Raw genomic sequence first — 23,734 nt, 5'->3', positions numbered from 1 at the left:
CCTGATGGTCGTTCCCCATCAGGCCTGAAAACCGCAAAACGCTGAATAACAATCTTCGGGGGTAGCGCTGCTACCCTTTTTTTTCTGGAGTAGATTTATGTCTATAGACTGGAACTGGGGTATTTTTTTACAACAAGCCCCGTTCGGCAACACCACCTATCTCGGCTGGCTCTGGAGTGGTTTCCAGGTCACTGTCGCGTTATCTATCACCGCCTGGGTTATCGCTTTCCTCATCGGCTCTTTATTCGGCATCTTACGTACCGTACCAAATCGTTTCCTTTCCGGGATCGGCACGCTGTACGTCGAGCTGTTTCGTAACGTTCCGCTCATCGTCCAGTTTTTTACCTGGTATCTGGTCATTCCTGAACTGCTGCCGGAAAACATCGGGATGTGGTTTAAGTCAGAACTGGATCCCAACATTCAGTTCTTCCTCTCATCCATGCTTTGTCTGGGGCTGTTTACCGCTGCGCGCGTCTGCGAACAGGTTCGTGCCGCTATTCAGTCTCTGCCTCGCGGGCAGAAAAATGCCGCGCTGGCGATGGGGCTGACGTTGCCGCAGGCCTACCGCTATGTTCTGCTGCCAAACGCTTACCGCGTGATTGTTCCGCCAATGACCTCAGAGATGATGAACCTGGTAAAGAACTCCGCGATCGCCTCCACTATCGGCCTGGTCGATATGGCTGCGCAAGCGGGAAAACTACTGGATTACTCCGCCCACGCATGGGAATCGTTTACGGCCATCACTCTGGCCTACGTACTGATTAACGCCGTCATCATGCTGGTGATGAATCTCGTCGAACGCAAAATCCGCCTGCCTGGCAATTTGGGAGGCAAATAATGTACGAATTTGACTGGAGTTCTATCGTCCCTTCCCTGCCGTATCTGCTGGATGGGCTGATCATCACGCTGAAAATCACCGTCACGGCAGTCGTCATTGGTATCGTCTGGGGGACCATCCTTGCGGTAATGCGTCTGTCCAGCTTCGCGCCGATTGCCTGGTTTGCGAAGGGCTACGTCAACGTATTCCGCTCCATTCCGCTGGTGATGGTGCTGCTGTGGTTCTACCTGATTGTGCCCGGCTTCCTGCAAAACGTGCTGGGTCTGTCGCCAAAAACCGATATTCGCCTGATCTCAGCGATGGTCGCATTTTCGATGTTTGAAGCCGCGTACTATTCCGAGATTATCCGCGCCGGTATCCAGAGTATTTCTCGAGGGCAGTCCAGTGCCGCACTGGCGCTGGGGATGACCCATTGGCAGTCAATGAAGCTCATCATTCTGCCGCAGGCATTTCGCGCGATGGTGCCGCTGCTGCTTACCCAGGGCATCGTACTCTTCCAGGATACCTCGCTGGTCTATGTATTGAGTCTGGCAGACTTCTTCCGTACCGCCTCCACCATTGGCGAGCGTGACGGCACGCAGGTTGAAATGATCCTGTTCGCTGGCGCCGTTTATTTTGTATTCAGTCTGAGCGCATCGTTGTTGGTCAGCTATTTGAAGAAAAGGACAGTTTAATGATTACCCTGAAAAATGTTTCTAAATGGTATGGTCACTTTCAGGTGCTGACCGACTGCTCCACGGAAGTGAAAAAAGGTGAAGTGGTGGTGGTCTGCGGCCCGTCAGGTTCAGGTAAATCAACGCTTATCAAAACGGTGAACGGGCTGGAGCCGGTACAACAGGGCGTCATCACCGTTGATGGTACCGTGGTGAATGATAAAAAGACCGATTTGGCCAAACTGCGCTCCCGCGTTGGCATGGTGTTCCAGCACTTTGAACTGTTCCCGCATCTGTCGATTATTGAGAACCTGACTCTGGCGCAGGTAAAAGTGCTTAAACGCGATAAAAAGCCGGCCCGCGACAAAGCGCAAAAGTTACTGGAACGCGTTGGTCTGTCAGCGCATGCCGAAAAGTTTCCAGCTCAGCTCTCCGGGGGCCAGCAACAGCGTGTCGCCATCGCCCGGGCGCTGTGCATGGATCCTATCGCCATGCTGTTTGACGAACCGACGTCAGCGCTCGACCCAGAAATGATCAACGAAGTACTGGACGTCATGGTTGAACTGGCCAATGAAGGGATGACCATGATGGTGGTTACCCACGAAATGGGCTTTGCGCGTAAAGTGGCTAACCGGGTGATCTTCATGGATGAAGGGAAGATTGTTGAAGACTCACCGAAAGAAGAGTTCTTCGCTAATCCAAAATCAGACCGTGCCAAAGACTTCCTCGCGAAAATCCTGCACTAATCTTGCTGGCGCGCACCTCCATGTGCGCGCCACCTCACGATTTATCTCTTCACTTCTCGAAACAGGCACAGCCCAGCGTTAACCTTGTCACAAAGTCCCACTTACAAGGAGCAACAATGGCACTTCCTATCCTGTTTGATTGCGATCCAGGTCATGACGACGCTATCGCAATTGTTCTCGCCCTCGCTTCACCTGAACTGGATGTAAAAGCGATAACCTCCTCTGCCGGTAACCAGACCCCCGACAAAACGCTGCGTAACGTATTGCGTATGTTAACGTTGCTCAACCGTACGGATATCCCAGTGGCCGGTGGCGCAGTCAAACCGCTGATGCGCGACCTGATAATTGCCGATAACGTCCACGGTGAGAGCGGGCTTGATGGCCCGGCGCTGCCTGAACCCGCTTTTGCTCCACAGGACTGCACCGCCGTGGAATTGATGGCGAAAACCCTGCGTAACAGTCAGGAACCGGTGACGATTGTCTCCACCGGGCCGCAAACTAACGTGGCATTGCTACTGAATAGCCATCCTGAACTGCACCCCCAAATTGCCCGTATCGTGATCATGGGTGGTGCAATGGGCCTCGGAAACTGGACGCCCGCCGCTGAGTTCAACATCTTCGTGGATCCAGAAGCCGCTGAGATCGTGTTCCAGTCGGGCATTCCGGTGGTGATGGCTGGACTGGATGTCACGCATAAAGCGCAAATACATCGTGAAGATACCGAACGGTTCCGCGCTATCGGCAATCCCATTTCGACAATCGTTGCTGAGCTACTCGACTTCTTCTTTGAATATCACAAAGATGAAAAATGGGGATTTATTGGCGCGCCGCTGCACGATCCATGCACCATTGCCTGGCTGCTGAAACCTGAACTGTTTACCACCGTTGAACGCTGGGTTGGTGTGGAAACTCAGGGCAAATACACCCAGGGAATGACCGTGGTTGACTACTACTTCCTGAGCGGCAATAAGCCAAACGCCACCGTAATGGTGGACGTGGATCGCCAGGGGTTTGTCGATTTGCTAGCGGAGCGTCTGAAATTTTACGCCTGAAATTTATCATTGAGTAAGATCGCTATGTTGAATCATAGCGATTTTACTGTTAGCTAATAGCGAACGTGAATACTGCGTTACTTCATTAATTTGTCAGGTAATACTGAATAAATCCCCCAGCAGATTAATGTATCATGCAACATCCGGCACAACAAATCAGAGGAACATTGAATGAATGCTTCAGATTATCTCAGGGTAAGATTTCAGAATGACAGGCAGTTATCTATATATATTGAGAATGGATTCACAAATACGATACAGGCCGCAAAAGGCATCGCCTCTGATATTTATTCAGGAATAGAAAGAGCTAGCTGGTATTCGAGCTGTTTAATCCCCAGATATAATGATGTATGTCAGGAATTGAAATCTGAAGAGATAAGGACTGTTTATTCCATCATGTCTATATTCAGATACCACGATGTTATTACATATATGCTGTATTTATATTTCCTGACCGTGAGCAAAGATGTTAGAGAAGGTAACAAAGAAGGTTCTGCCCAAAAGATGGTTCGCAACGCAGCAAACCTTGCTGCTCGTATAACAGTGGCAAGTGGTACACGGTTTGCTGTTGCCTCAGCTATGGCGGAAGCTATTGCACAGTCAGATTTTCTGTCAAAAGCCGTTGCGCGAAAACTGGCTGGTAAAATGCCAGTTGGCGTTTATCTTCTGCAGGTCTATGGGTTTCAGCAAAAAGCAGCTATGGCAGCCCGGGCACTGAAAGCAATAGATCCAAGTTATTATTGGATTCTTTACCAAGCAAAGCTGGAGATGCTCTATTACTTCGTTGAGCCAGCTCTTTCAGAAATAATTCAGAAAGTTCATGCTGGTGTCTATTCTAACCTCGATCAGCTTGCCGACGAAATCATGGAAAGATTCGATGTTTAAGAGTCTAATATCAGTTGTACTATATAACCTTGTACTCCCAGCAATCTTGATAGTTTTTGCCGTGCTCTGGTTATATTTATTTCCTGAATACTGGTGGGAGCTAATGCTCATCAGTATTATTGCTATTTTTTGGTTTTATCCGGTCATTACAGAAAAATTCGAAAAATTCAAATGACCAAATATTATATATTTATATGGAAAAGGCGTATTTTAATATCATTCTAAACAATGTGAAAATCACATCCATTACCGCAGATCTTTATCCTGGAGCTTCAACCGGGACACATCTTGAAACCATTCTGCTACGCTATGAAAGCATCACATGGAAGCATTGCGATGGAAATATCATCTATACGGATGCCTGGAATCAACGCGTTGTGGCGTAACACATTCGCAATCCCTCACAGAGCCGCGTTAGCGGCTCTCAGGTGAAAATCACGGCTCAAACGGTCGACGCTGGAACTGATCGTGTCCGCATTTCGGGCATAGCGGCAGCACATCAGGAGTGTACACCGCCAAATGGAAGTGGCACTTCTCGCAGACCAGATTGCCCAACCCGACCACCTCGCCGCTGTGATAAACCCCGTGATGGCTGAGGTCCTGGAACACTTCGCGCCATTCAAGCTGCGTTTTATCGGTAATATCGGCCAGTTCCTGCCAGATACTCTCTTTGATAACCCGCATAAAGACGCTGTCGGTCTCCTCATCGAGGCTTTCTTCATAGCTCAGAGCAAACTCTTCCAGGTCGCGTCTGACGGCCCGGGTGAGCTCTTCCACCTCGGTGCGCGTTAACTCCCCGGTCTGCATAACGCGCTGACGCGCCTGTTCCACCAACGCATCAATATCGCGTTCGCCATTACGCAGGCGTTCACTCAGTGAAGCCACCAGTTCACGGTAATATTGAGCAACCTTGTTCATCGCTTCGCCTCCTGGGTCGTTAACTGTCTATAATAATAGACGTTATTTACGCTACGCTTTGCAAGACTGTCCACAGAGTGTGTAAATTCGTGCAAGAATTATCCTTACGGGAATTCAACGTTGAATGCGCGAAAGGCTGTTTTGGCGCGGGCGTTTGGGCTATGCTATGCGGATCTAAAACACCACATCTAGAGCTACGTTTGTAGCTGTATTGAAAACAGGACCACTGGCTGCCATGCAAGAGCAATACCGCCCGGAAGAGATAGAATCCAAAGTACAGCTTCACTGGGATGAGAAGCGCACATTTGAAGTTACCGAAGACGAGAGCAAAGAGAAGTATTACTGCCTGTCTATGCTTCCCTATCCTTCTGGTCGACTACACATGGGCCACGTACGTAACTACACCATCGGTGACGTGATCGCTCGCTATCAGCGTATGCTGGGCAAAAACGTACTTCAACCAATTGGCTGGGATGCGTTCGGCCTGCCTGCCGAAGGCGCTGCGGTTAAAAACAACACCGCCCCGGCACCGTGGACGTATGACAACATTGCATACATGAAAAACCAGCTCAAAATGCTGGGTTTCGGTTACGACTGGAGCCGTGAGCTGGCAACCTGCACCCCGGAATACTACCGCTGGGAACAGAAGTTCTTCACCGAGCTGTACAAAAAAGGGCTGGTGTACAAGAAAACGTCTGCCGTTAACTGGTGCCCGAACGACCAGACCGTACTGGCGAACGAACAGGTTATCGACGGCTGCTGCTGGCGTTGCGATACCAAAGTTGAGCGTAAAGAGATCCCGCAGTGGTTCATCAAAATCACCGCTTACGCTGACGAACTGCTGCGCGACCTGGATAATCTGGATCACTGGCCTGACACCGTGAAAACGATGCAGCGCAACTGGATTGGCCGCTCTGAAGGCGTGGAAATCACCTTCGATGTGAACGATTACGACAACACGCTGACCGTCTACACCACACGCCCGGACACCTTTATGGGTGCGACCTACCTGGCGGTTGCTGCAGGTCATCCGCTGGCGCAGAAAGCCGCTGAAAATAACCCAGAACTGGCTGCCTTCATTGACGAATGCCGCAACACCAAGGTTGCTGAAGCCGAAATGGCGACCATGGAGAAGAAAGGCGTCGACACTGGTTTCAAAGCCGTTCACCCGCTGACTGGCGAAGAGATCCCGGTTTGGGCGGCAAACTTCGTGCTGATGGAATACGGTACAGGCGCAGTTATGGCCGTTCCGGGTCACGATCAGCGCGATTACGAATTTGCGACCAAATATGGCCTGACCATCAAGCCGGTAATTCTGACCGCTGAAGGCGCAGAGCCGGATCTGTCTGAACAAGCGCTGACCGAAAAAGGCGTGCTGTTTAACTCCGGTGAGTTTGACGGCCTCGACTTCGAAGCGGCCTTCAACGCCATTGCTGACAAGCTGGTAGCTAAAGGCGTGGGTGAGCGTAAAGTTAACTATCGTCTGCGTGACTGGGGTGTTTCCCGTCAGCGTTACTGGGGCGCGCCGATTCCGATGGTGACGCTGGAAGACGGTACCGTCCTGCCAACGCCAGAAGACCAACTGCCGGTTATTCTGCCGGAAGACGTAGTCATGGACGGCATTACCAGCCCAATCAAAGCCGATCCGGAGTGGGCGAAAACCACCGTTAACGGTATGCCTGCGCTGCGTGAAACTGACACCTTCGATACCTTTATGGAGTCGTCCTGGTACTACGCGCGCTACACCTGCCCGCAGTATCAGGAAGGTATGCTGGATTCCGACGCGGCGAACTACTGGCTGCCGGTTGATATCTACATTGGCGGTATTGAACACGCCATCATGCACCTGCTCTACTTCCGCTTCTTCCACAAACTGATGCGCGACGCAGGCATGGTCAACTCTGATGAACCAGCTAAACAGCTGCTGTGTCAGGGGATGGTTCTGGCCGATGCGTTCTACTACGTTGGCGCCAACGGCGAACGTAACTGGGTTTCTCCGGTTGATGCCATCGTTGAGCGTGACGAAAAAGGTCGTATCGTCAAGGCTAAGGACGCAGAAGGCCATGAACTGGTGTATACCGGCATGAGCAAGATGTCCAAGTCAAAAAATAACGGTATCGACCCGCAGGTCATGGTTGAACGCTACGGCGCCGACACCGTACGTCTGTTCATGATGTTCGCTTCTCCGGCTGATATGACGCTGGAATGGCAGGAATCCGGCGTTGAAGGGGCGAACCGCTTCCTGAAACGTGTCTGGAAACTGGTTTACGAACATACGTCCCAGGGAGATGTTGCTGCCCTGAACGTTGATGTGTTGAGCGAAGATCAAAAAGCGCTGCGTCGCGACGTGCATAAAACCATTGCTAAAGTCACCGATGATATCGGTCGTCGTCAGACCTTTAACACCGCGATTGCGGCGATTATGGAGCTGATGAACAAGCTGGCGAAAGCACCGCAGGCAGACGAGCAGGACAGAGCCCTGATGCAGGAAGCATTGCTGGCTGTTGTACGCATGCTCAACCCGTTCACCCCACACGTTTGCTTCACCCTGTGGCAGGCGCTGAAAGGCGAAGGCGATATCGACAACGCGCCGTGGCCGGTGGCGGACGAAGCAGCAATGGTTGAAGACTCAACGCTGGTTGTGGTTCAGGTAAACGGCAAAGTACGTGGCAAAATCACCGTTCCGGTAAACGCCACTGAAGAGCAGGTTCGTGAACGTGCTGGCCAGGAGCATCTGGTGGCAAAATATCTTGATGGCGTTACCGTACGTAAAGTGATTTATGTACCGGGTAAACTCCTCAATCTGGTCGTTGGCTAAGCGCGGGAGGAAGCGTGCGACTTCTGACAACATTGTTGTTATCGCTGGCGGTGCTTGTCACCGCCGGGTGTGGCTGGCATCTGCGTAGTACTACGCAGGTTCCACCCTCAATGAAAACCATGATCCTGAACTCTGGCGATCCGAACGGCCCGTTAAGCCGCGCGGTGCGTAATCAGCTGCGTCTGAACGGCGTTACGCTGCTTGAAGACGGCACCATGCGTAAAGATGTGACGTCCTTACGTCTGGGTGCGGTCAGCCTTTCGCAAGATACGGCATCGGTATTCCAGAACGGTCAAACGGCTGAATACCAGATGGTGATGTCCGTAAGTGCTACTGTGCTGATTCCAGGTCATGATATTTACCCAATCAGCGCCAAAGTTTATCGTTCGTTCTTTGACAACCCACAGGCTGCACTGGCGAAGGATAACGAGCAGGACATGATCATAAAAGAGATGTATGACAAAGCGGCTGAACAGTTGATTCGTAAGCTGCCAAGCGTACATCTGGCCGATACTCAGTCATCCAATGCTGATGCTGAGCCTGCGGAGAATAAAACCGTAGCGCCTGCGTCATCTCCGGCGCGTGTCTCCACCACGCTGGGTAACTGATGCTCAAGTTGTACCCTGAACAACTCCGCGCACAGCTCAATGAAGGGCTGCGCGCGGCGTATTTACTCTTGGGCAACGATCCCCTCTTATTGCAGGAAAGCCAGGATGCCATCCGTCAGGCTGCCGCAACACAAGGATTCGAAGAACACCACGCCTTCACTCTGGACAACAGCACCGACTGGGGAGAGATTTTTTCACTCTGCCAGGCGATGAGCCTGTTTGCCAGCCGTCAAACCCTGCTTCTGCAATTGCCTGAAAATGGCCCTAATGCCGCCATTAATGAACAGCTCGCGTCACTCGTCACTCTGTTACATGACGATCTGCTGCTGATAGTTCGCGGCAACAAACTCACCAGGGCACAGGAAAACGCCGCATGGTATACCAAACTTGCCAATAATGCGGTGCAGGTAAGCTGCCAGACGCCGGAACAAGCACAGCTTCCTCGTTGGGTCGCCGCCAGAGCGAAGCTTAACAATCTGCAACTGGATGACGCAGCCAATCAGCTTTTGTGCTATTGCTATGAAGGTAATTTGTTAGCACTGGCGCAAGCGCTGGAACGATTAGCGTTGCTTTGGCCTGACGGCAAGCTAACACTGCCTCGCGTGGAGAAAGCGGTTAACGATGCCGCGCACTTTACCCCATTCCATTGGGTAGACGCGCTGCTGATGGGCAAAAGCAAACGCGCGCTGCACATTCTGCAGCAGCTACGCCTGGAAGGTAGCGAGCCGGTTATTTTGCTGCGTACGATCCAGCGTGAGTTGCTGTTGCTGGTTAACTTAAAACGGCAGTCGGCCCATACGCCTTTGCGCACGTTGTTTGATAAACACCGGGTGTGGCAAAATCGCCGGGGCATGATGGGAGATGCGCTAAACCGGCTGAACCCGGCGCAACTGCGTCAGGCTGTGACGCTTTTAACGCGTACGGAAATTACGCTTAAACAAGACTATGGTCAGTCAGTGTGGGCGGAACTAGAGGGGCTTTCCCTTTTGCTCTGTCATAAATCGCTGGCCGATGTTTTTATTGATGGTTGATATGAAATCATTGCAGGCTCTGTTCGGTGGCACCTTTGATCCGGTGCATTACGGTCATCTTAAACCGGTTGAAATTCTGGCGAATCTGATTGGCCTTTCCCGGGTCATCATCATGCCCAATAACGTGCCGCCACATCGTGCGCAGCCCGAAGCGTCCGGTGAGCAACGTAAGCGTATGGTTGAACTGGCCATTGCTGATAAACCGCTGTTTTCCCTGGATGAACGCGAGCTGAAACGCGATACCGCCTCCTACACCGCGCAAACGCTAAAAGAGTGGCGCGAGGAGCAAGGCCCGAACGTGCCATTAGCGTTTATCATTGGTCAGGATTCGCTGCTAACCTTCCCTTCCTGGCATGACTACCACACGATTCTGGGTAATACCCACCTCATCGTGTGCCGACGTCCGGGCTATCCACTCGAAATGGCGCAGGAAAAACACCAGCAATGGCTGGAGGATCATCTGACCCATTCAGCAGATGACCTGCACAACCTGCCTTGCGGGAAAATTTACCTGGCCGAAACGCCGTGGTTTAACATCTCCGCCACGCTCATCCGTGAGCGCCTGGAAAAGGGCGAGCCGTGCGACGACCTGATGCCAGACGCGGTGCTTGACTATATCAATCAACAGGGACTGTACCGCTAAGCGCCTTGCGTAAGGCCGTCAGCAGGTGGTTATTCTCTTCCTGGCTGCGAACGGCTACCCGATAATAGCGCGCATCCAGCCCCGGATAATTGGCGCAACTGCGAATCAAGACATGCTGTTTCAGCAACGCAAGTTGCAGATCAATATCCGCACGATCGCAGCGTAATAAACGATAATTTGCCCGGCCGGGATACGCCGTCAGGCCGGGCAGATCTTGCAGTTGTTGATCAAACCGCTCCCCCTCTTGTTCCAGCCATTTCCACGTCTCCCGCTGATATGCGCTATCGCGTAAGATATTCTCGCCAGCCAGGGCAGCAAACGCATTAATTGACCACGGCATTTGTTGGCTGCGCATCTGTGCAACCGCCTGTTCGTTACTGTTGACCAGATACCCCAGACGCAGTCCCGGGATCGCATAGAACTTGGTGAGCGAACGCAGCACCCAAATATGCGGGTTCTCGTGCAGTAACGGGATAAACCCCGACTCCCCGGCAATAAAATCGATAAACGCTTCATCAAGGATCAGGGCGATCCCCAGCGACTCGCAACGCGTGGCAATTTCACGCAGAAGGCGGGTTTCGGGCAACAACCCGGTGGGATTATTGGGCGTACAGAGAAACAGGCAGTCCAGCTCAGGCGTTAACGCATCGAGGATCGCATCGGTAAGCTGCCAGCCATCGTCTTCGCACAGCGCAAACTCATGGATCGTACACTCTCCCCATTGCAGCGCCCGACGATATTCCGCAAACCCGGGCGTCACGATCATCGCGTGGCGTGGCTTCAGGCCATGCACCAGGGTAAAAATGGATTCGGTTTCACCGTTCCCGGCCAGGATCCACGAGGGCGGAATTTGATGATGCTCCGCCAGCGCGGCATGCAGTTGCGCGTAATCGACATCCGGGTAACGCTCCGTGCAGTCCAGATTGTCGATAATCGCCCGTTTTAAACTTACCGGCATACCCAGCGGGTTAATATTAGCGCTAAAATCCAGCAACTGTTCAGGCAAGATGCCCAACAATTCGGCGGCTTCTCGGGTGTTACCGCCATGTGCGCTCTTCAATAAAGACATCGTGCCGCTCCACGTAAAAAAGGGTATTTTAGTGAAAAATCACTGCGCAATCAGGGCAAACATCATATTTTGTGCGAATAGCCTCACGAGGAAAACATGAGACTCTGGTTAGTACGTCATGGCGAAACCGAAGCCAATGTCGCTGGTTTATATAGCGGCCACGCCCCCACACCGCTAACGGAACGGGGGATCGCTCAGGCACAAACGCTGGGTACGCTGTTACGCAATGTCCCTGTCGACAACGTTCTGTGCAGCGAACTGGAACGCGCCCGCCATACAACGAAGTTGATTCTGGCGGAACGCGAAGTTCCTGTGCGCAACATGCCTGAGCTTAATGAGATGTTTTTTGGTGACTGGGAAATGCGTCACCATCGCGATCTGGCGCGCGAAGACGCCGAAAATTACGCCGTATGGTGTAACGACTGGCAGAATGCGACGCCCACCAATGGCGAAGGTTTTCAGGCGTTTTCCCAGCGAGTGGAACGTTTCATTGCCCAGCTTGCTGATTATAAAGCGAGCCAAAATCTGCTGGTGGTGAGTCATCAAGGCGTGCTGAGCGTGTTGATCGCCCGTCTGCTGTCCATGCCCGCTGCGGCAATGTGGCATTTCCGCGTCGAACAAGGCTGCTGGAGCGCAATTGATTTTTGTGACGATTTTGCGGTTCTGAAAGTGCTTAACAGCCGGGCCGTATGGCGCGACGGGGAGTGAAAGCGCTGTTTTTTATGCCGAAGGGCCTCTCTCCCATTGACACCCCATGACAGGCTGTTATTCTCCGCAGCCTGACTTTTCCCGCCCTTCAGAGCTTTGCAAAAATTGTTTTACAAAAATGGCGATGCATTCTGTAGCGTGGGGTGGGATGATAGCGCACTTCACAAGCGCATTCGGAGACATTTGTCCCGATATCGCCTCTGGTTCAGGTATACTAACAGACGTTTTTAACTCTTTTCACCCAGGGGGAACACTTGCAGGGTAAAGCACTCCAGGATTTTGTAATCGACAAAATTGATGACCTGAAAGGTCAAGACATCATCGCCTTAGACGTTCAGGGCAAATCCAGCATCACTGATTGCATGATTATCTGCACCGGTACATCCAGCCGTCACGTTATGTCTATTGCAGACCACGTGGTCCAGGAGTCCCGCACTGCTGGCCTGCTGCCGCTCGGCGTGGAAGGCGAGAATGTCGCTGACTGGATCGTCGTTGACCTCGGCGATGTGATTGTCCACGTGATGCAGGAAGAGAGTCGTCGCCTGTATGAACTGGAAAAACTCTGGAGTTAATGCGTGAAGCTGCAACTTGTCGCTGTGGGTACGAAAATGCCTGACTGGGTACAAACCGGATTTACCGAGTATCTCCGTCGGTTTCCGAAAGATATGCCCTTTGAGCTGATCGAAATCCCGGCAGGAAAGCGCGGCAAGAACGCGGACATTAAACGCATTCTCGACAAAGAGGGTGAGCAGATGCTGGCTGCCGCAGGCAAAAACCGCATCGTCACCCTTGATATCCCGGGTAAACCCTGGGACACGCCGCAACTGGCGACCGAACTGGAGCGCTGGAAACTGGACGGTCGTGACGTCAGTCTGTTAATTGGCGGGCCGGAAGGTCTCTCTCCTGCCTGTAAAGCAGCAGCGGAACAAAGCTGGTCACTCTCTGCATTAACCCTTCCACACCCTCTTGTTCGGGTTCTGGTTGCGGAGAGTCTGTACAGGGCGTGGAGCATTACCACCAACCATCCTTATCACCGTGAGTGATCATTGATTCTTGAGTAGATTAAGCAGCGGATGAAACTACAGAATTCTTTTCGCGACTATTCGGCTGAGTCCGCGCTGTTTGTGCGCCGGGCGCTGGTCGCTTTTTTGGGGATTTTGCTGCTAACCGGCGTGCTGATCGCCAACCTTTATAATCTGCAAATCGTTCGCTTCACTGATTATCAGACCCGTTCGAACGAAAACCGCATCAAACTGGTGCCTATCGCGCCGAGTCGCGGCATCATTTATGACCGCAACGGAATTCCTCTCGCCCTTAACCGCACCATTTATCAGATAGAAATGATGCCGGAAAAGGTAGACAACATTCAGGATACCCTCGACGCGCTGCGTAACGTCGTAGACCTGACGGACGACGATATTGCCGCCTTTAAAAAAGAGCGCGCCCGTTCACACCGTTTCACCTCTATTCCGGTAAAAACCAACCTGACTGAAGTTCAGGTCGCACGCTTTGCCGTGAATCAATATCGCTTTCCTGGGGTCGAAGTTAAAGGCTATAAACGCCGCTATTACCCATACGGCTCTGCGCTGACCCACGTAATTGGCTACGTATCGAAGATCAACGATAAAGACGTAGACCGCCTGGACAAAGACGGCAAGCTGGCTAACTACGCGGCAACGCATGACATCGGCAAGCTGGGTATTGAACGCTATTATGAGGACGTGCTTCACGGCCAAACCGGGTATGAAGAAGTTGAAGTGAACAACCGCGGCCGCGTCATTCGCCAGCTGAAAGAAGTGGCGCCGCAGGCCGGGCACGATATCTATCTCACCCTTGATTTGAAACTCCAGCAGTATATTGAAACGCTGCTGGCGGGCAGTCGTGCCGCCGTGGTGGTTACCGACCCGCGTACCGGTGGCGTTCTGGCGCTGGTATCTATGCCGAGCTATGACCCGAATCTGTTCGTGGATGGTATCTCCAGTAAAGATTACTCCGGGTTGCTCAATGACCCGAACACCCCCTTGGTTAACCGCGCCACACAGGGTGTTTACCCCCCTGCTTCGACGGTTAAACCTTACGTTGCGGTTTCTGCGTTAAGCGCAGGCGTCATCACCCGCAATACCGGCCTGTTCGATCCGGGCTGGTGGCAGCTACCGGGCTCTGAAAAACGTTACCGCGACTGGAAAAAGTGGGGGCACGGCCATCTGAATATCACCCGCTCTCTGGAAGAGTCCGCGGATACGTTTTTCTATCAAATCGCCTATGATATGGGGATTGACCGGCTTTCAGAGTGGATGAGCAAATTTGGCTACGGCAAATATACGGGCATCGATCTTGCCGAAGAGCGCTCCGGCAATATGCCAACCCGCGAGTGGAAGCAAAAACGGTTTAAAAAGCCATGGTATCAGGGTGATACCATTCCCGTCGGCATCGGCCAGGGTTACTGGACAGCAACCCCAATCCAGATGAGTAAAGCGCTGATGATCCTTATCAACGACGGTTTGATAAAAGTCCCGCATCTGTTGATGAGCACGGCAGAAAACGGCAAGCAGGTGCCGTGGGTACAGCCGCACGAACCGCCCGTTGGCGATATTCATTCTGGTTACTGGGAAATCGCGAAAGACGGTATGTATGGTGTTGCGAACCGCCCTAACGGAACTGCGCATAAGTATTTTGCTGGCGCGCCTTACAAAATTGCGGCGAAATCCGGTACCGCGCAGGTCTTTGGCCTGAAAGCTAATGAAACCTATAACGCACATAAGATCGCCGAGCGTTTACGTGACCACAAGCTGATGACGGCCTTCGCCCCCTATGATAAACCCCAGGTCGCTGTCGCCATGATCCTTGAAAACGGCGGTGCGGGTCCGGCAGTGGGTACCATTATGCGCCAGATCCTTGACCATATTATGTTGGGCGACAACAACACCAATCTGCCTGCGGAAAACCCAGCGGTTGCAGCAGCGGAGGACCAATAATCGTGACGGATAATCCGAACAAAAAAACATTCTGGGACAAAATCCACATCGATCCCACAATGTTGCTTATTTTGCTGGCTTTGCTGGTTTACAGCTCACTGGTCATCTGGAGCGCCAGCGGCCAGGATATTGGCATGATGGAGCGCAAAATCGGCCAGATCGCAATGGGCCTGGTCATCATGGTAGTGATGGCGCAAATTCCCCCCCGGGTGTATGAGGGCTGGGCGCCCTATCTCTATATCTTTTGCATCATTCTGTTGGTGGCGGTAGACGCCTTCGGCGCCATTTCCAAAGGTGCGCAGCGCTGGCTGGATTTGGGTATCGTGCGTTTTCAGCCTTCTGAAATTGCCAAAATCGCCGTGCCGCTGATGGTTGCGCGCTTTATTAACCGTGACGTTTGCCCACCATCGCTAAAAAATACCGCCATTGCGCTGGTGCTGATTTTTATGCCCACGCTGCTGGTCGCCGCCCAACCTGACCTCGGCACTTCAATTCTGGTCGCCCTTTCCGGTCTGTTTGTCTTGTTTCTTTCTGGTTTGAGCTGGCGCTTAATCGGCGTTGCGGTGGTTCTGGTCGCGGCGTTTATCCCGATACTGTGGTTCTTCCTGATGCATGATTACCAGCGTCAGCGCGTCATGATGCTGCTCGACCCGGAAACCGATCCGCTGGGCGCGGGTTATCACATAATTCAGTCTAAAATTGCTATTGGCTCCGGCGGGTTACGCGGCAAAGGCTGGCTGCATGGTACACAATCGCAGCTTGAGTTTTTACCCGAACGCCACACCGACTTTATCTTTGCTGTCTTAGCGGAAGAGCTGGGTCTGGTGGGGATCTTGATTCTGTTGACGCTCTACATTTTGCTGATTATGCGCGGATTATGGATCGCTGCCCGCGCGCAAACCACCTTTGGTCGCGTCATGGCGGGTGGCTTAATGTTGATATTATTCGTTTATGTCTTCGTAAATATTGGTATGGTGAGCGGTATTCTGCCCGTGGTTGGGGTTCCACTCCCACTGGTCAGTTACGGAGGCTCGGCACTTATCGTGCTGATGGCCGGGTTCGGGATTGTTATGTCGATCCACACCCATAGAAAAATGTTGTCGAAAAGCGTGTAAGGGGTACGCAATGCGTAAGCAGTGGCTTGGTATCTGCATCGCAGCAGGAATGCTCGCGGCGTGTTCGAGTGATGATGGTCAGCAACAGGTTGCTGTCGCGCCGCAGCCTGCGGTGTGTAATGGTCCGATTGTTGAAATCAGCGGGGCCGATCCGCGCTTTGAACCCCTGAACCCAACGGCGAATCAGGACTACCAGCGTGATGGTAAAAGCTACAAAATCGTGCAGGATCCCTCCCGCTTTAGCCAGGCCGGACTTGCCGCTATCTATGATGCGGAACCAGGAAGCAACTTAACCGCGTCTGGCGAAGCGTTCGACCCGATGCAGCTGACCGCTGCGCATCCGACGCTGCCTGTCCCCAGCTATGCCAGAATTACCAATCTGGCGAACGGCAGGATGATCGTCGTGCGCATTAACGATCGCGGGCCTTATGGCAACGATCGCGTGATTTCACTTTCGCGCGCCGCAGCCGATCGTCTGAACACCTCCAACAACACTAAAGTGCGTATCGACCCAATCATCGTCGCCCAGGATGGTTCATTGTCCGGACCGGGTATGGCTTGTACCACGGTCGCGAAACAAACTTATGCCTTGCCTGCGCGTCCTGATTTAAGCGGTGGCGGCAATATGGGAAGCATGCCTTCGCCATCGGATGCAGGTCAGCCGCAAGGCGATATTCGTCCGATCAGTAATTCCACGCTGAAAAGCGATGATCCAACCGGTGCGCCAGTAAACAGCAGTGGATTCCTCGGTGCGCCAACCACGCTCGCATCAGGCGTGCTGGAAAGCAGCGAGCCGACTCCGGCGCCGCAATCGACAACCACCGCACCGGTCACGTCAACCGCGCCGGCAGCAACCCCAGCAGCCGTCACAGCTCCTGCGCCTGCGGCAACCGCCAACGGACGCTATGTGGTTCAGGTTGGCGCAGTCAGCGAGCAGTCGCGCGCGCAGCAGTATCAAAAGCGTTTAAGCCAGCAGTTTGGCGTTCCTGGCCGGGTGGTACAAAACGGCGCAGTCTGGCGTATCCAGATGGGGCCGTTTGCCAGCAAAGCTGAAGCCTCCACATTGCAGCAGCGTCTTCAATCCGAGGCGCAATTACAGTCCTTCATCACCGGCGTGTAATAACGTAAATCAGGTATCTGAACTGTCAGTTTCTGTAAATGACATTAACAAAGTCACGCGGAAAGTCAGATGCCTGCCAGTTATGCATTTGCTATAGTAGGGCACTTTTTTTAATTTCATCACGGACGTCGTAGTTCAGACCATGAAGACCACTTTTTCCGCTCGTTTCGTGCAGCGTATGGCGCTCACCGCGGCTCTCTGCGCAGCCTCTCTCTCTGCTGCTCATGCCGATGACCTGAATATTAAAACCATGATCCCGGGTGTTCCGCAGATCGATGCGGAGTCGTATATCCTGATTGATTACAATTCAGGTAAAGTTCTGGCAGAACAGAACGCAGACACTCGCCGCGACCCCGCCAGTCTGACCAAAATGATGACCAGCTACGTCATCGGCCAGGCGATGAAAGCCGGGAAATTCAAAGAAACCGATCTGGTCACCGTCGGCAATGACGCATGGGCTACGGGCAACCCGGTCTTCAAAGGTTCATCGCTGATGTTCCTCAAGCCAGGCATGCAGGTTCCTGTTTCTCAGCTGATCCGTGGTATTAACCTGCAATCCGGAAACGACGCGTGCGTGGCGATGGCAGACTTCGCAGCCGGTAGCCAGGATGCTTTCGTCGGCCTGATGAACAGCTATGTGAATGCGCTGGGCCTGAAAAACACCCACTTCCAGACCGTTCATGGTCTCGATGCTGACGGTCAGTACAGCTCGGCTCGCGACATGGCGATGATTGGTCAGGCTCTGATTCGTGACGTGCCTAACGAATACTCTATCTATAAAGAAAAAGAGTTCACTTTTAACGGCATTCGTCAGTTAAACCGCAACGGCCTGCTGTGGGATAACAGCCTGAATGTCGACGGTATCAAAACCGGTCACACCGATAAGGCTGGCTATAACCTCGTTGCATCCGCAACCGAAGGCCAGATGCGTCTGATCTCCGCCGTTATGGGTGGTCGCACCTATAAAGGCCGAGAAACCGAAAGTAAAAAACTGCTGACCTGGGGCTTCCGTTTCTTTGAAACCGTGAACCCGTTGAAAGTGGGTAAAGAATTTGCCTCAGAACCCGCCTGGTTTGGTAACACCGATCGTGCGTCGTTAGGCGTTGATAAAGATGTCTACCTGACCATTCCGCGCGGCCGCATGAAAGACCTGAAAGCCAGCTATGTGTTGAACACCACTGAACTGCACGCCCCGCTGCAGAAAAACCAGGTTGTCGGCACTATCAACTTCCAGTTGGATGGCAAAACCATTGAACAGCGCCCGCTGGTGGTGCTGCAGGAAATCCCTGAAGGCAACTTCTTTGGGAAAATCATTGATTACATTAAATTAATGTTCCATCACTGGTTTGGCTAAAAATCGAACACTTGAAAGTGTGATTTACGTCCCCATATACTAGGTATCCAGATAACTCCCACGCGCAGTGGGAGTTATTATTTTTTGATGTAACGCCGGAGCTGACATGAAAACCAAACTTAACGAACTGCTTGAATTCCCTACTCCATTTACTTACAAAGTAATGGGGCAGGCGTTGCCTGAGCTGGTTGATCAGGTGGTTGAAGTGGTACAGCGCCATGCGCCAGGTGATTACTCTCCGACGGTAAAACCGAGCAGCAAAGGCAACTACCACTCGGTCTCAATCACCATCACTGCTACACACATTGAGCAGGTTGAAACGTTGTACGAAGAATTAGGCAATATCGATATCGTACGCATGGTGCTGTAAAAACCTGTCGGTTACCCGCTGCATCCCCGCTCGGGTAACCCCTCCCCCCTGTGATATACTTTTCCCCTCTTTAACATTCTCTACGGAGATGCCGTTTTGTATCAGGATAAAATTCTGGTCCGCCAGCTCGGTCTTCAACCTTACGAGCCAGTCTCTCTGGCCATGCATGAATTTACCGATACCCGTGATGAAAACAGTCATGATGAAATCTGGCTGGTAGAGCATTATCCTGTCTTCACCCAGGGTCAGGCAGGTAAAGCTGAGCACGTATTGATGCCGGGAGATATTCCGGTGATCCAGAGCGATCGTGGCGGTCAGGTGACCTACCACGGACCAGGCCAACAGGTTATGTATGTGCTGTTGAACCTGAAGCGTCGTAAACTTGGCGTGCGCGAACTGGTTACGCTGCTGGAGCAAACCGTCGTGAATACCCTTGCGGAAATCGGCATTGACGCCCACCCGCGAGCCGATGCGCCTGGCGTATATGTGGGTGAGAAGAAAATCTGTTCTTTGGGATTACGTATCCGTAAAGGATGTTCATTTCACGGCTTAGCGCTCAACGTGGATATGGACTTGTCACCTTTCCTGCGAATCAATCCTTGCGGTTATGCCGGAATGAAGATGGCGAAAGTATCGCAGTGGGATAGCACAGCCACGACCGAGAGCATTCGCCCCCGCCTGCTGGCCAACATCTTCGCGCTGTTGGGTAACCCACCGCACGAGTACATTGCGGGCTGAAAATACGGTCATACTTTGCCACGGCATATGTTGTGGCAAATGGCACAAAACAACAACTATTTTACATTTTGCCAGCCTGTCAGGCTGCTTTCTGGCCCGTTTCAATGATATACTGCGTATCACTAATTCAAAAATAGTTGATAAATGCAACATTCCCTTGAATTGAAACGCTTTCCTTCGTAATTCGCAACTGGAACACGCAAGCTATGAGTAAACCCATTGTGATGGAACGCGGTGTTAAATACCGCGATGCCGATAAGATGGCTCTTATCCCGGTAAAAAATGTGGCAACAGAGCGTGAAGCCCTGCTGCGTAAACCGGAATGGATGAAAATAAAACTGCCAGCGGACTCCACTCGCATCCAGGGCATCAAAGCGGCAATGCGCAAAAATGGCCTGCACTCTGTCTGCGAAGAAGCTTCCTGCCCTAACCTGGCTGAATGTTTCAATCACGGAACAGCAACCTTTATGATCCTCGGCGCAATCTGTACTCGCCGTTGCCCATTCTGTGACGTTGCCCATGGCCGTCCGGTTGCTCCTGACGCCAACGAGCCGTTAAAACTGGCTCAGACAATTGCGGACATGGCGCTGCGCTATGTCGTGATTACCTCCGTTGACCGCGACGATCTGCGTGACGGCGGCGCTCAGCACTTTGCTGACTGCATCACCGCGATTCGTGAGAAAAGTCCGTCGATTAAAATCGAAACGCTGGTGCCTGACTTCCGTGGTCGTATGGATCGCGCGCTGGATATCCTCACAGCCACGCCGCCGGACGTGTTTAACCACAACCTCGAAAACGTACCGCGTATTTATCGTAATGTACGCCCTGGGGCTGACTACAACTGGTCGCTGAAGCTTCTGGAACGCTTCAAGGAAGCGCACCCGGAGATTCCGACCAAATCGGGTCTGATGGTGGGTCTGGGTGAAACTAATGCTGAAATCATTGAGGTCATGCGCGACCTGCGCAGCCATGGCGTGACCATGCTGACGCTGGGGCAGTATTTACAGCCAAGCCGCCATCACCTCCCGGTTCAACGCTATGTAAGCCCGGATGAGTTCGATGAGATGAAAGCAGAAGCCATGGCTATGGGCTTTACCCACGCTGCTTGCGGTCCATTCGTGCGCTCTTCATACCATGCTGACATGCAGGCCAAAGGGCTGGAAGTGAAGTAATCGTGTAATACTCACTTACATATCAGCAATAAAAAACCGGCAAATCGCCGGTTTTTTTTCATGCAGAGTTTGCAGAATTACTCTTTATGAGAAAGCTTCTCAGCCTGAACGCTACCATCAGCCTCTTTCTTGGCATCGGCATTATCGTCGTTCATTGCTTTCTTGAAGCCCTTGATTGCCGTCCCCAGGTCTCCACCCAGAGTACGTAACTTCTTGGTACCAAACAGCAGAACAACCAGTGCGGCAACCACCAGCAGTTTGGTAATACTAATCTCACCCATAGATACCTTCTTGACTTAAACCAGGCTACATAAAGCGCCATATTAACCTGAGAATATTAACGGCCTTTCGACGCGCGCACACAATAGCAATCTGTAACAAGGTGAATCAAGCCTTGTTTAAAAAAACGTCATAATAATTGCGGTGGCGCAAAGCGTCGGTTACTTAACACCGGAAGTTGTGCCCTGACCTGCCTGACCCGCTCGGCGGAAACCTCGGCCATAATGAGCGCGGGTGTTTCAGCCGCCGCCGCAATAGTCACGCCAAAGGGATCGATGACCCGGCTTTGGCCGATATTCTTGTTGCCGCATTCTCCGGCCGCAACCAGATAACACGTGGCATCCAGCGCTCTTGCCGCCAAAAGCGTGGCCCAATGATGCTCTTTTAACGATCCCCGCACCCAAGCCGCAGGTAAAACGAGAATCTCAGCCCCCTGCAACGCGAGCGCCAGCGCCAGCTCAGGGAAGCGCAGGTCATAGCAGGTCATTAGTCCTACTTTTAATCCGCCTACGTCCAGCAGCGGCGCTATGGCGTCCCCTGCATCGACATTACGTGACTCCTGAATCGAAAAGGCGTCATAGAGATGTAATTTAGCGTAATGGGCCACTACCCGACCAGCCCGTAGCGCCACCAGCATGTTAAATGCCCGGCCTGGCACAGAGGGAACATGAATCGTCAGGATTGTCGTCATCTCATTTTGTGCGCTTTCTCGCAACAAACGCGTCAGAAACCCACCTTCCAAAAGCTGAGCTGATTTCACTGACAGGTCAGGGTCTAAATCGTCACGCGCCAGCAATGCCTCCGGTAATACCAGTAGCGACGCCCCCTCTCCTGCAGCCTGAGACATCAGTAAGGCGCAGGTTTCTGCATTTTTTTCCCATGAAGGTCCCACGGCAAATTGCCCTGCTGCAACGAACATATTCCCTCCAGAAAACTTTGTTAAGCTCGCCAACAACAATTATTCAGCGTTACACTCACCCTCTATACAATCAAATAGCAGGATTACGCAGTGTTACAACTCCTTTTAGCGGTTTTTATCGGTGGTGGCACAGGTAGCGTAGCAAGATGGATGTTGAGTATGCGGTTTAACCCGCTGCATCAGGCCATTCCATTCGGTACGCTGGCTGCAAACTTACTTGGCGCATTTATCATTGGTATGGGTCTGGCATGGTTTAATCGCATGACAAATATTGACCCAATGTGGAAGGTGCTGATTACTACTGGCTTTTGCGGGGGACTGACAACGTTTTCCACTTTCTCTGCTGAGGTAGTGTTTTTACTGCAGGAAGGACGCTTTGGTTGGGCTATGGTGAATGTACTGGTTAATCTGTTGGGATCATTCGCGATGACCGCCCTGGCATTCTGGTTGGTATCTGCTTCTCCCGCACATTGAAGCGAAAAAAACCCGCAATTAAGCGGGTTTTGAATGCTTGCTGTCGTATGCTTACAGAGCGATTACGTTTGCAGCAGAAGGGCCTTTGGCACCGTTAGTGATTTCGAACTCTACACGCTGACCTTCAGCCAGAGTTTTAAAACCATTGGTCTGGATTGCAGAGAAGTGTACGAACACATCTTTGCTGCCATCTTCCGGAGTAATGAAACCGAATCCTTTGGACTCATTAAACCACTTAACGTTACCTTTAATCTTAGACATCAAAATTACCTTTACATGAAAAATAGACACAAATGCTGTGTCGGGTATCAGTACAACAATTGTGGTGCACTTTGTCCAGTCGAACTTTATCAAAAAGTGATAAATGTCGCGTTATTTTTCAGTTAAACTTACTATCACTATGTTTTTAAAAGATTTTTCAATAAACCACCTGACAATACAGGTAGTCCATCAAAACTGGAACCGCATCCACGCAAAGTAGACGTTGCCGTTATTATACGTTCCAGGAATGTAGGTCATCTGAAACGTTGCCGGACCATAACCAATTGATGCCAGAGGTAACAGCACCGGTACCGGAATGTAGTTCCAGTTATCACGCGCGGTGAAACCGGCGGTAAAGCCGAGACCTGTATGGAAGTTTTCATCAGCCAGCGGTCGCCAGGTTTTTTCCCAGCCATAGCCGCCAATGGGTTCCCATTTATTGTAGGAATCCTTAAACGCCATGATATAAAGTCCGTGCCAGTTACCTTTATCATCCCAACGGGATTGACCAAATCCTGCACCCCACGGCCGTTCATTGTAGCGATCCGTTTTTTCTTTATCGTAGGCAAAACGCGCATGCCAGGTAATAGCAGGTACATACAGATCATAATGTTCCGGCTGCTGCCAGGTTTCACTGACATTATCTTTAAAAGTAGCAAACCAGCCTTTATCTTCAGCAGCAGCCTGGGAAGTGAAAGCTAACTGAATAAAAGTAAATGAAAAAATGAGAAAATATCGTTTAGCGAAAATCACAACTTAATTACCATCCTGGGATTTATTATTAATTTTAGCAAACCCAACCTTAATGTCAGCTTAACAAAAATGCGCAAATAAAAAATCAGAATATTCCTCAGCCTATAAGTTATCCCTTTATTTACTGAGCCATTTCATAGGAACTATTTTCTCTTTATTGCCAATAAATTGTGCTTTCCTGCGGCAAGAGTTAAATAGCATTACAACAAATTAACAATAAATTATCAATAACACC

At 51.7% G+C, this 23,734-nt stretch carries 26 protein-coding genes and 1 pseudogene; 21 read left to right on the top strand and 6 right to left on the bottom strand.

Annotated elements, in window-relative coordinates; genetic code table 11:
* Positions 1-97 precede the first annotated feature (97 nt).
* From gltJ to N0B36_RS02140, 6 genes and pseudogenes are all read left to right on the top strand, one after another.
* Positions 98-838, top strand: coding sequence for a glutamate/aspartate ABC transporter permease GltJ (gene gltJ / locus N0B36_RS02165; RefSeq protein WP_016152241.1), 741 nt, complete (start codon positions 98-100; stop codon positions 836-838).
* Positions 838-1,512 (top strand): glutamate/aspartate ABC transporter permease GltK, encoded by a 675-nt coding sequence (gene gltK, locus N0B36_RS02160; RefSeq protein ID WP_003022757.1) that lies wholly within the window; start codon positions 838-840, stop codon positions 1,510-1,512. The genes gltJ and gltK overlap by 1 nt, the downstream gene beginning before the upstream one ends.
* The gene (gene gltL / locus N0B36_RS02155) at positions 1,512-2,237 is read left to right on the top strand and encodes a glutamate/aspartate ABC transporter ATP-binding protein GltL (protein WP_003022754.1); all 726 of its coding nucleotides are present in this window, start codon (positions 1,512-1,514) and stop codon (positions 2,235-2,237) included. Before gltK ends, gltL begins: the two co-directional genes overlap by 1 nt.
* Before the next feature lie 116 nt (positions 2,238-2,353).
* Positions 2,354-3,289 (top strand): pyrimidine-specific ribonucleoside hydrolase RihA, encoded by a 936-nt coding sequence (gene rihA / locus N0B36_RS02150; RefSeq protein WP_103283620.1) that lies wholly within the window; start codon positions 2,354-2,356, stop codon positions 3,287-3,289.
* Between the two features lie 171 nt (positions 3,290-3,460).
* Positions 3,461-4,174 carry a hypothetical protein gene (locus tag N0B36_RS02145; RefSeq protein WP_259686023.1) on the top strand — a complete coding sequence of 238 codons (714 nt, stop codon included), beginning with the start codon at positions 3,461-3,463 and terminating at the stop codon, positions 4,172-4,174.
* A gap of 194 nt (positions 4,175-4,368) precedes the next feature.
* A pseudogene (locus N0B36_RS02140) lies at positions 4,369-4,560 on the top strand (type VI secretion system tube protein Hcp); the annotation flags it as partial.
* Between the two features lie 49 nt (positions 4,561-4,609).
* Here the strand turns inward: N0B36_RS02140 and N0B36_RS02135 are convergent.
* Complete coding sequence (locus tag N0B36_RS02135; protein ID WP_003022748.1) at positions 4,610-5,092, bottom strand: zinc ribbon-containing protein; 483 nt, start codon at positions 5,090-5,092, stop codon at positions 4,610-4,612.
* A gap of 235 nt (positions 5,093-5,327) precedes the next feature.
* Between N0B36_RS02135 and leuS the strand changes: the two genes are divergently transcribed.
* The 4 genes from leuS to nadD are packed head-to-tail and all read left to right on the top strand — an operon-like array spanning position 5,328 to position 10,192.
* On the top strand, positions 5,328-7,910 hold the full coding sequence (gene leuS, locus N0B36_RS02130; protein WP_049040670.1) for a leucine--tRNA ligase: 2,583 nt from the start codon (positions 5,328-5,330) through the stop codon (positions 7,908-7,910).
* Between the two features lie 14 nt (positions 7,911-7,924).
* Positions 7,925-8,518 carry an LPS assembly lipoprotein LptE gene (gene lptE / locus N0B36_RS02125; RefSeq protein ID WP_204551558.1) on the top strand — a complete coding sequence of 198 codons (594 nt, stop codon included), beginning with the start codon at positions 7,925-7,927 and terminating at the stop codon, positions 8,516-8,518.
* Positions 8,518-9,549, top strand: coding sequence for a DNA polymerase III subunit delta (gene holA, locus N0B36_RS02120; protein WP_047501748.1), 1,032 nt, complete (start codon positions 8,518-8,520; stop codon positions 9,547-9,549). Before lptE ends, holA begins: the two co-directional genes overlap by 1 nt.
* Position 9,550: 1 nt before the next feature.
* Positions 9,551-10,192, top strand: a complete 642-nt coding sequence (gene nadD / locus N0B36_RS02115; RefSeq protein WP_087121840.1) for a nicotinate-nucleotide adenylyltransferase — start codon at positions 9,551-9,553, stop codon at positions 10,190-10,192.
* Here the strand turns inward: nadD and cobD are convergent.
* Positions 10,167-11,261: a threonine-phosphate decarboxylase CobD gene (cobD, locus tag N0B36_RS02110; protein WP_259686022.1), complete on the bottom strand. Its 1,095-nt coding sequence runs from the start codon at positions 11,259-11,261 to the stop codon at positions 10,167-10,169. The two genes, nadD and cobD, sit on opposite strands and share 26 nt — an antisense overlap.
* Before the next feature lie 96 nt (positions 11,262-11,357).
* Between cobD and N0B36_RS02105 the strand changes: the two genes are divergently transcribed.
* The 10 genes from N0B36_RS02105 to lipA all read left to right on the top strand — a co-directional run bounded on the left by N0B36_RS02105 (position 11,358) and on the right by lipA (position 20,813).
* On the top strand, positions 11,358-11,969 hold the full coding sequence (locus N0B36_RS02105) for an adenosylcobalamin/alpha-ribazole phosphatase (protein WP_049282441.1): 612 nt from the start codon (positions 11,358-11,360) through the stop codon (positions 11,967-11,969).
* Positions 11,970-12,223: 254 nt separating this feature from the next.
* The gene (rsfS, locus tag N0B36_RS02100) at positions 12,224-12,541 is read left to right on the top strand and encodes a ribosome silencing factor (RefSeq protein ID WP_003022728.1); all 318 of its coding nucleotides are present in this window, start codon (positions 12,224-12,226) and stop codon (positions 12,539-12,541) included.
* A 3-nt stretch (positions 12,542-12,544) separates the two neighbouring features.
* Entirely contained in the window at positions 12,545-13,012 is a 468-nt protein-coding gene (rlmH, locus tag N0B36_RS02095; RefSeq protein ID WP_003022725.1) for a 23S rRNA (pseudouridine(1915)-N(3))-methyltransferase RlmH, read from the top strand.
* Between the two features lie 30 nt (positions 13,013-13,042).
* A complete protein-coding gene (mrdA, locus tag N0B36_RS02090) occupies positions 13,043-14,944 on the top strand; it encodes a peptidoglycan DD-transpeptidase MrdA (RefSeq protein ID WP_016152233.1) in 1,902 nt (633 codons plus the stop codon).
* 2 nt (positions 14,945-14,946) lie between these two features.
* Positions 14,947-16,059: a peptidoglycan glycosyltransferase MrdB gene (gene mrdB, locus N0B36_RS02085; RefSeq protein WP_259686021.1), complete on the top strand. Its 1,113-nt coding sequence runs from the start codon at positions 14,947-14,949 to the stop codon at positions 16,057-16,059.
* A 10-nt stretch (positions 16,060-16,069) separates the two neighbouring features.
* On the top strand, positions 16,070-17,179 hold the full coding sequence (gene rlpA / locus N0B36_RS02080; protein ID WP_016155966.1) for an endolytic peptidoglycan transglycosylase RlpA: 1,110 nt from the start codon (positions 16,070-16,072) through the stop codon (positions 17,177-17,179).
* Positions 17,180-17,321: 142 nt separating this feature from the next.
* Positions 17,322-18,533: a D-alanyl-D-alanine carboxypeptidase DacA gene (gene dacA, locus N0B36_RS02075; protein WP_003022711.1), complete on the top strand. Its 1,212-nt coding sequence runs from the start codon at positions 17,322-17,324 to the stop codon at positions 18,531-18,533.
* A 106-nt stretch (positions 18,534-18,639) separates the two neighbouring features.
* The gene (ybeD, locus tag N0B36_RS02070; protein ID WP_003022706.1) at positions 18,640-18,903 is read left to right on the top strand and encodes a DUF493 family protein YbeD; all 264 of its coding nucleotides are present in this window, start codon (positions 18,640-18,642) and stop codon (positions 18,901-18,903) included.
* 96 nt (positions 18,904-18,999) lie between these two features.
* Positions 19,000-19,641: a lipoyl(octanoyl) transferase LipB gene (lipB, locus tag N0B36_RS02065; RefSeq protein WP_259686020.1), complete on the top strand. Its 642-nt coding sequence runs from the start codon at positions 19,000-19,002 to the stop codon at positions 19,639-19,641.
* A gap of 206 nt (positions 19,642-19,847) precedes the next feature.
* The gene (gene lipA, locus N0B36_RS02060; RefSeq protein ID WP_003022702.1) at positions 19,848-20,813 is read left to right on the top strand and encodes a lipoyl synthase; all 966 of its coding nucleotides are present in this window, start codon (positions 19,848-19,850) and stop codon (positions 20,811-20,813) included.
* A gap of 77 nt (positions 20,814-20,890) precedes the next feature.
* Here the strand turns inward: lipA and tatE are convergent, their stop codons facing one another.
* Together tatE and N0B36_RS02050 are read right to left on the bottom strand one after the other, a co-directional pair.
* The gene (gene tatE / locus N0B36_RS02055; protein ID WP_016152230.1) at positions 20,891-21,094 is read right to left on the bottom strand and encodes a twin-arginine translocase subunit TatE; all 204 of its coding nucleotides are present in this window, start codon (positions 21,092-21,094) and stop codon (positions 20,891-20,893) included.
* 128 nt (positions 21,095-21,222) lie between these two features.
* Positions 21,223-22,011, bottom strand: a complete 789-nt coding sequence (locus N0B36_RS02050; protein WP_049282443.1) for a deaminated glutathione amidase — start codon at positions 22,009-22,011, stop codon at positions 21,223-21,225.
* 90 nt (positions 22,012-22,101) lie between these two features.
* On the opposite strand from N0B36_RS02050, the gene crcB reads away from it, so the two are divergent.
* The gene (gene crcB, locus N0B36_RS02045) at positions 22,102-22,485 is read left to right on the top strand and encodes a fluoride efflux transporter CrcB (protein ID WP_003831281.1); all 384 of its coding nucleotides are present in this window, start codon (positions 22,102-22,104) and stop codon (positions 22,483-22,485) included.
* A 51-nt stretch (positions 22,486-22,536) separates the two neighbouring features.
* Here the strand turns inward: crcB and cspE are convergent, their stop codons facing one another.
* Complete coding sequence (gene cspE / locus N0B36_RS02040) at positions 22,537-22,746, bottom strand: transcription antiterminator/RNA stability regulator CspE (protein ID WP_000034825.1); 210 nt, start codon at positions 22,744-22,746, stop codon at positions 22,537-22,539.
* Between the two features lie 189 nt (positions 22,747-22,935).
* Positions 22,936-23,499, bottom strand: a complete 564-nt coding sequence (gene pagP / locus N0B36_RS02035) for a lipid IV(A) palmitoyltransferase PagP (RefSeq protein ID WP_210590548.1) — start codon at positions 23,497-23,499, stop codon at positions 22,936-22,938.
* Positions 23,500-23,734 lie beyond the last annotated feature (235 nt).

The organism is Citrobacter sp. XY323, assembly GCF_025106035.1.
In the GTDB taxonomy this organism is placed as follows: domain Bacteria; phylum Pseudomonadota; class Gammaproteobacteria; order Enterobacterales; family Enterobacteriaceae; genus Citrobacter; species Citrobacter braakii.
Note: the sequence above shows the minus strand (reverse complement) of the source record. Positions and strands in the feature narration are given on the sequence as shown.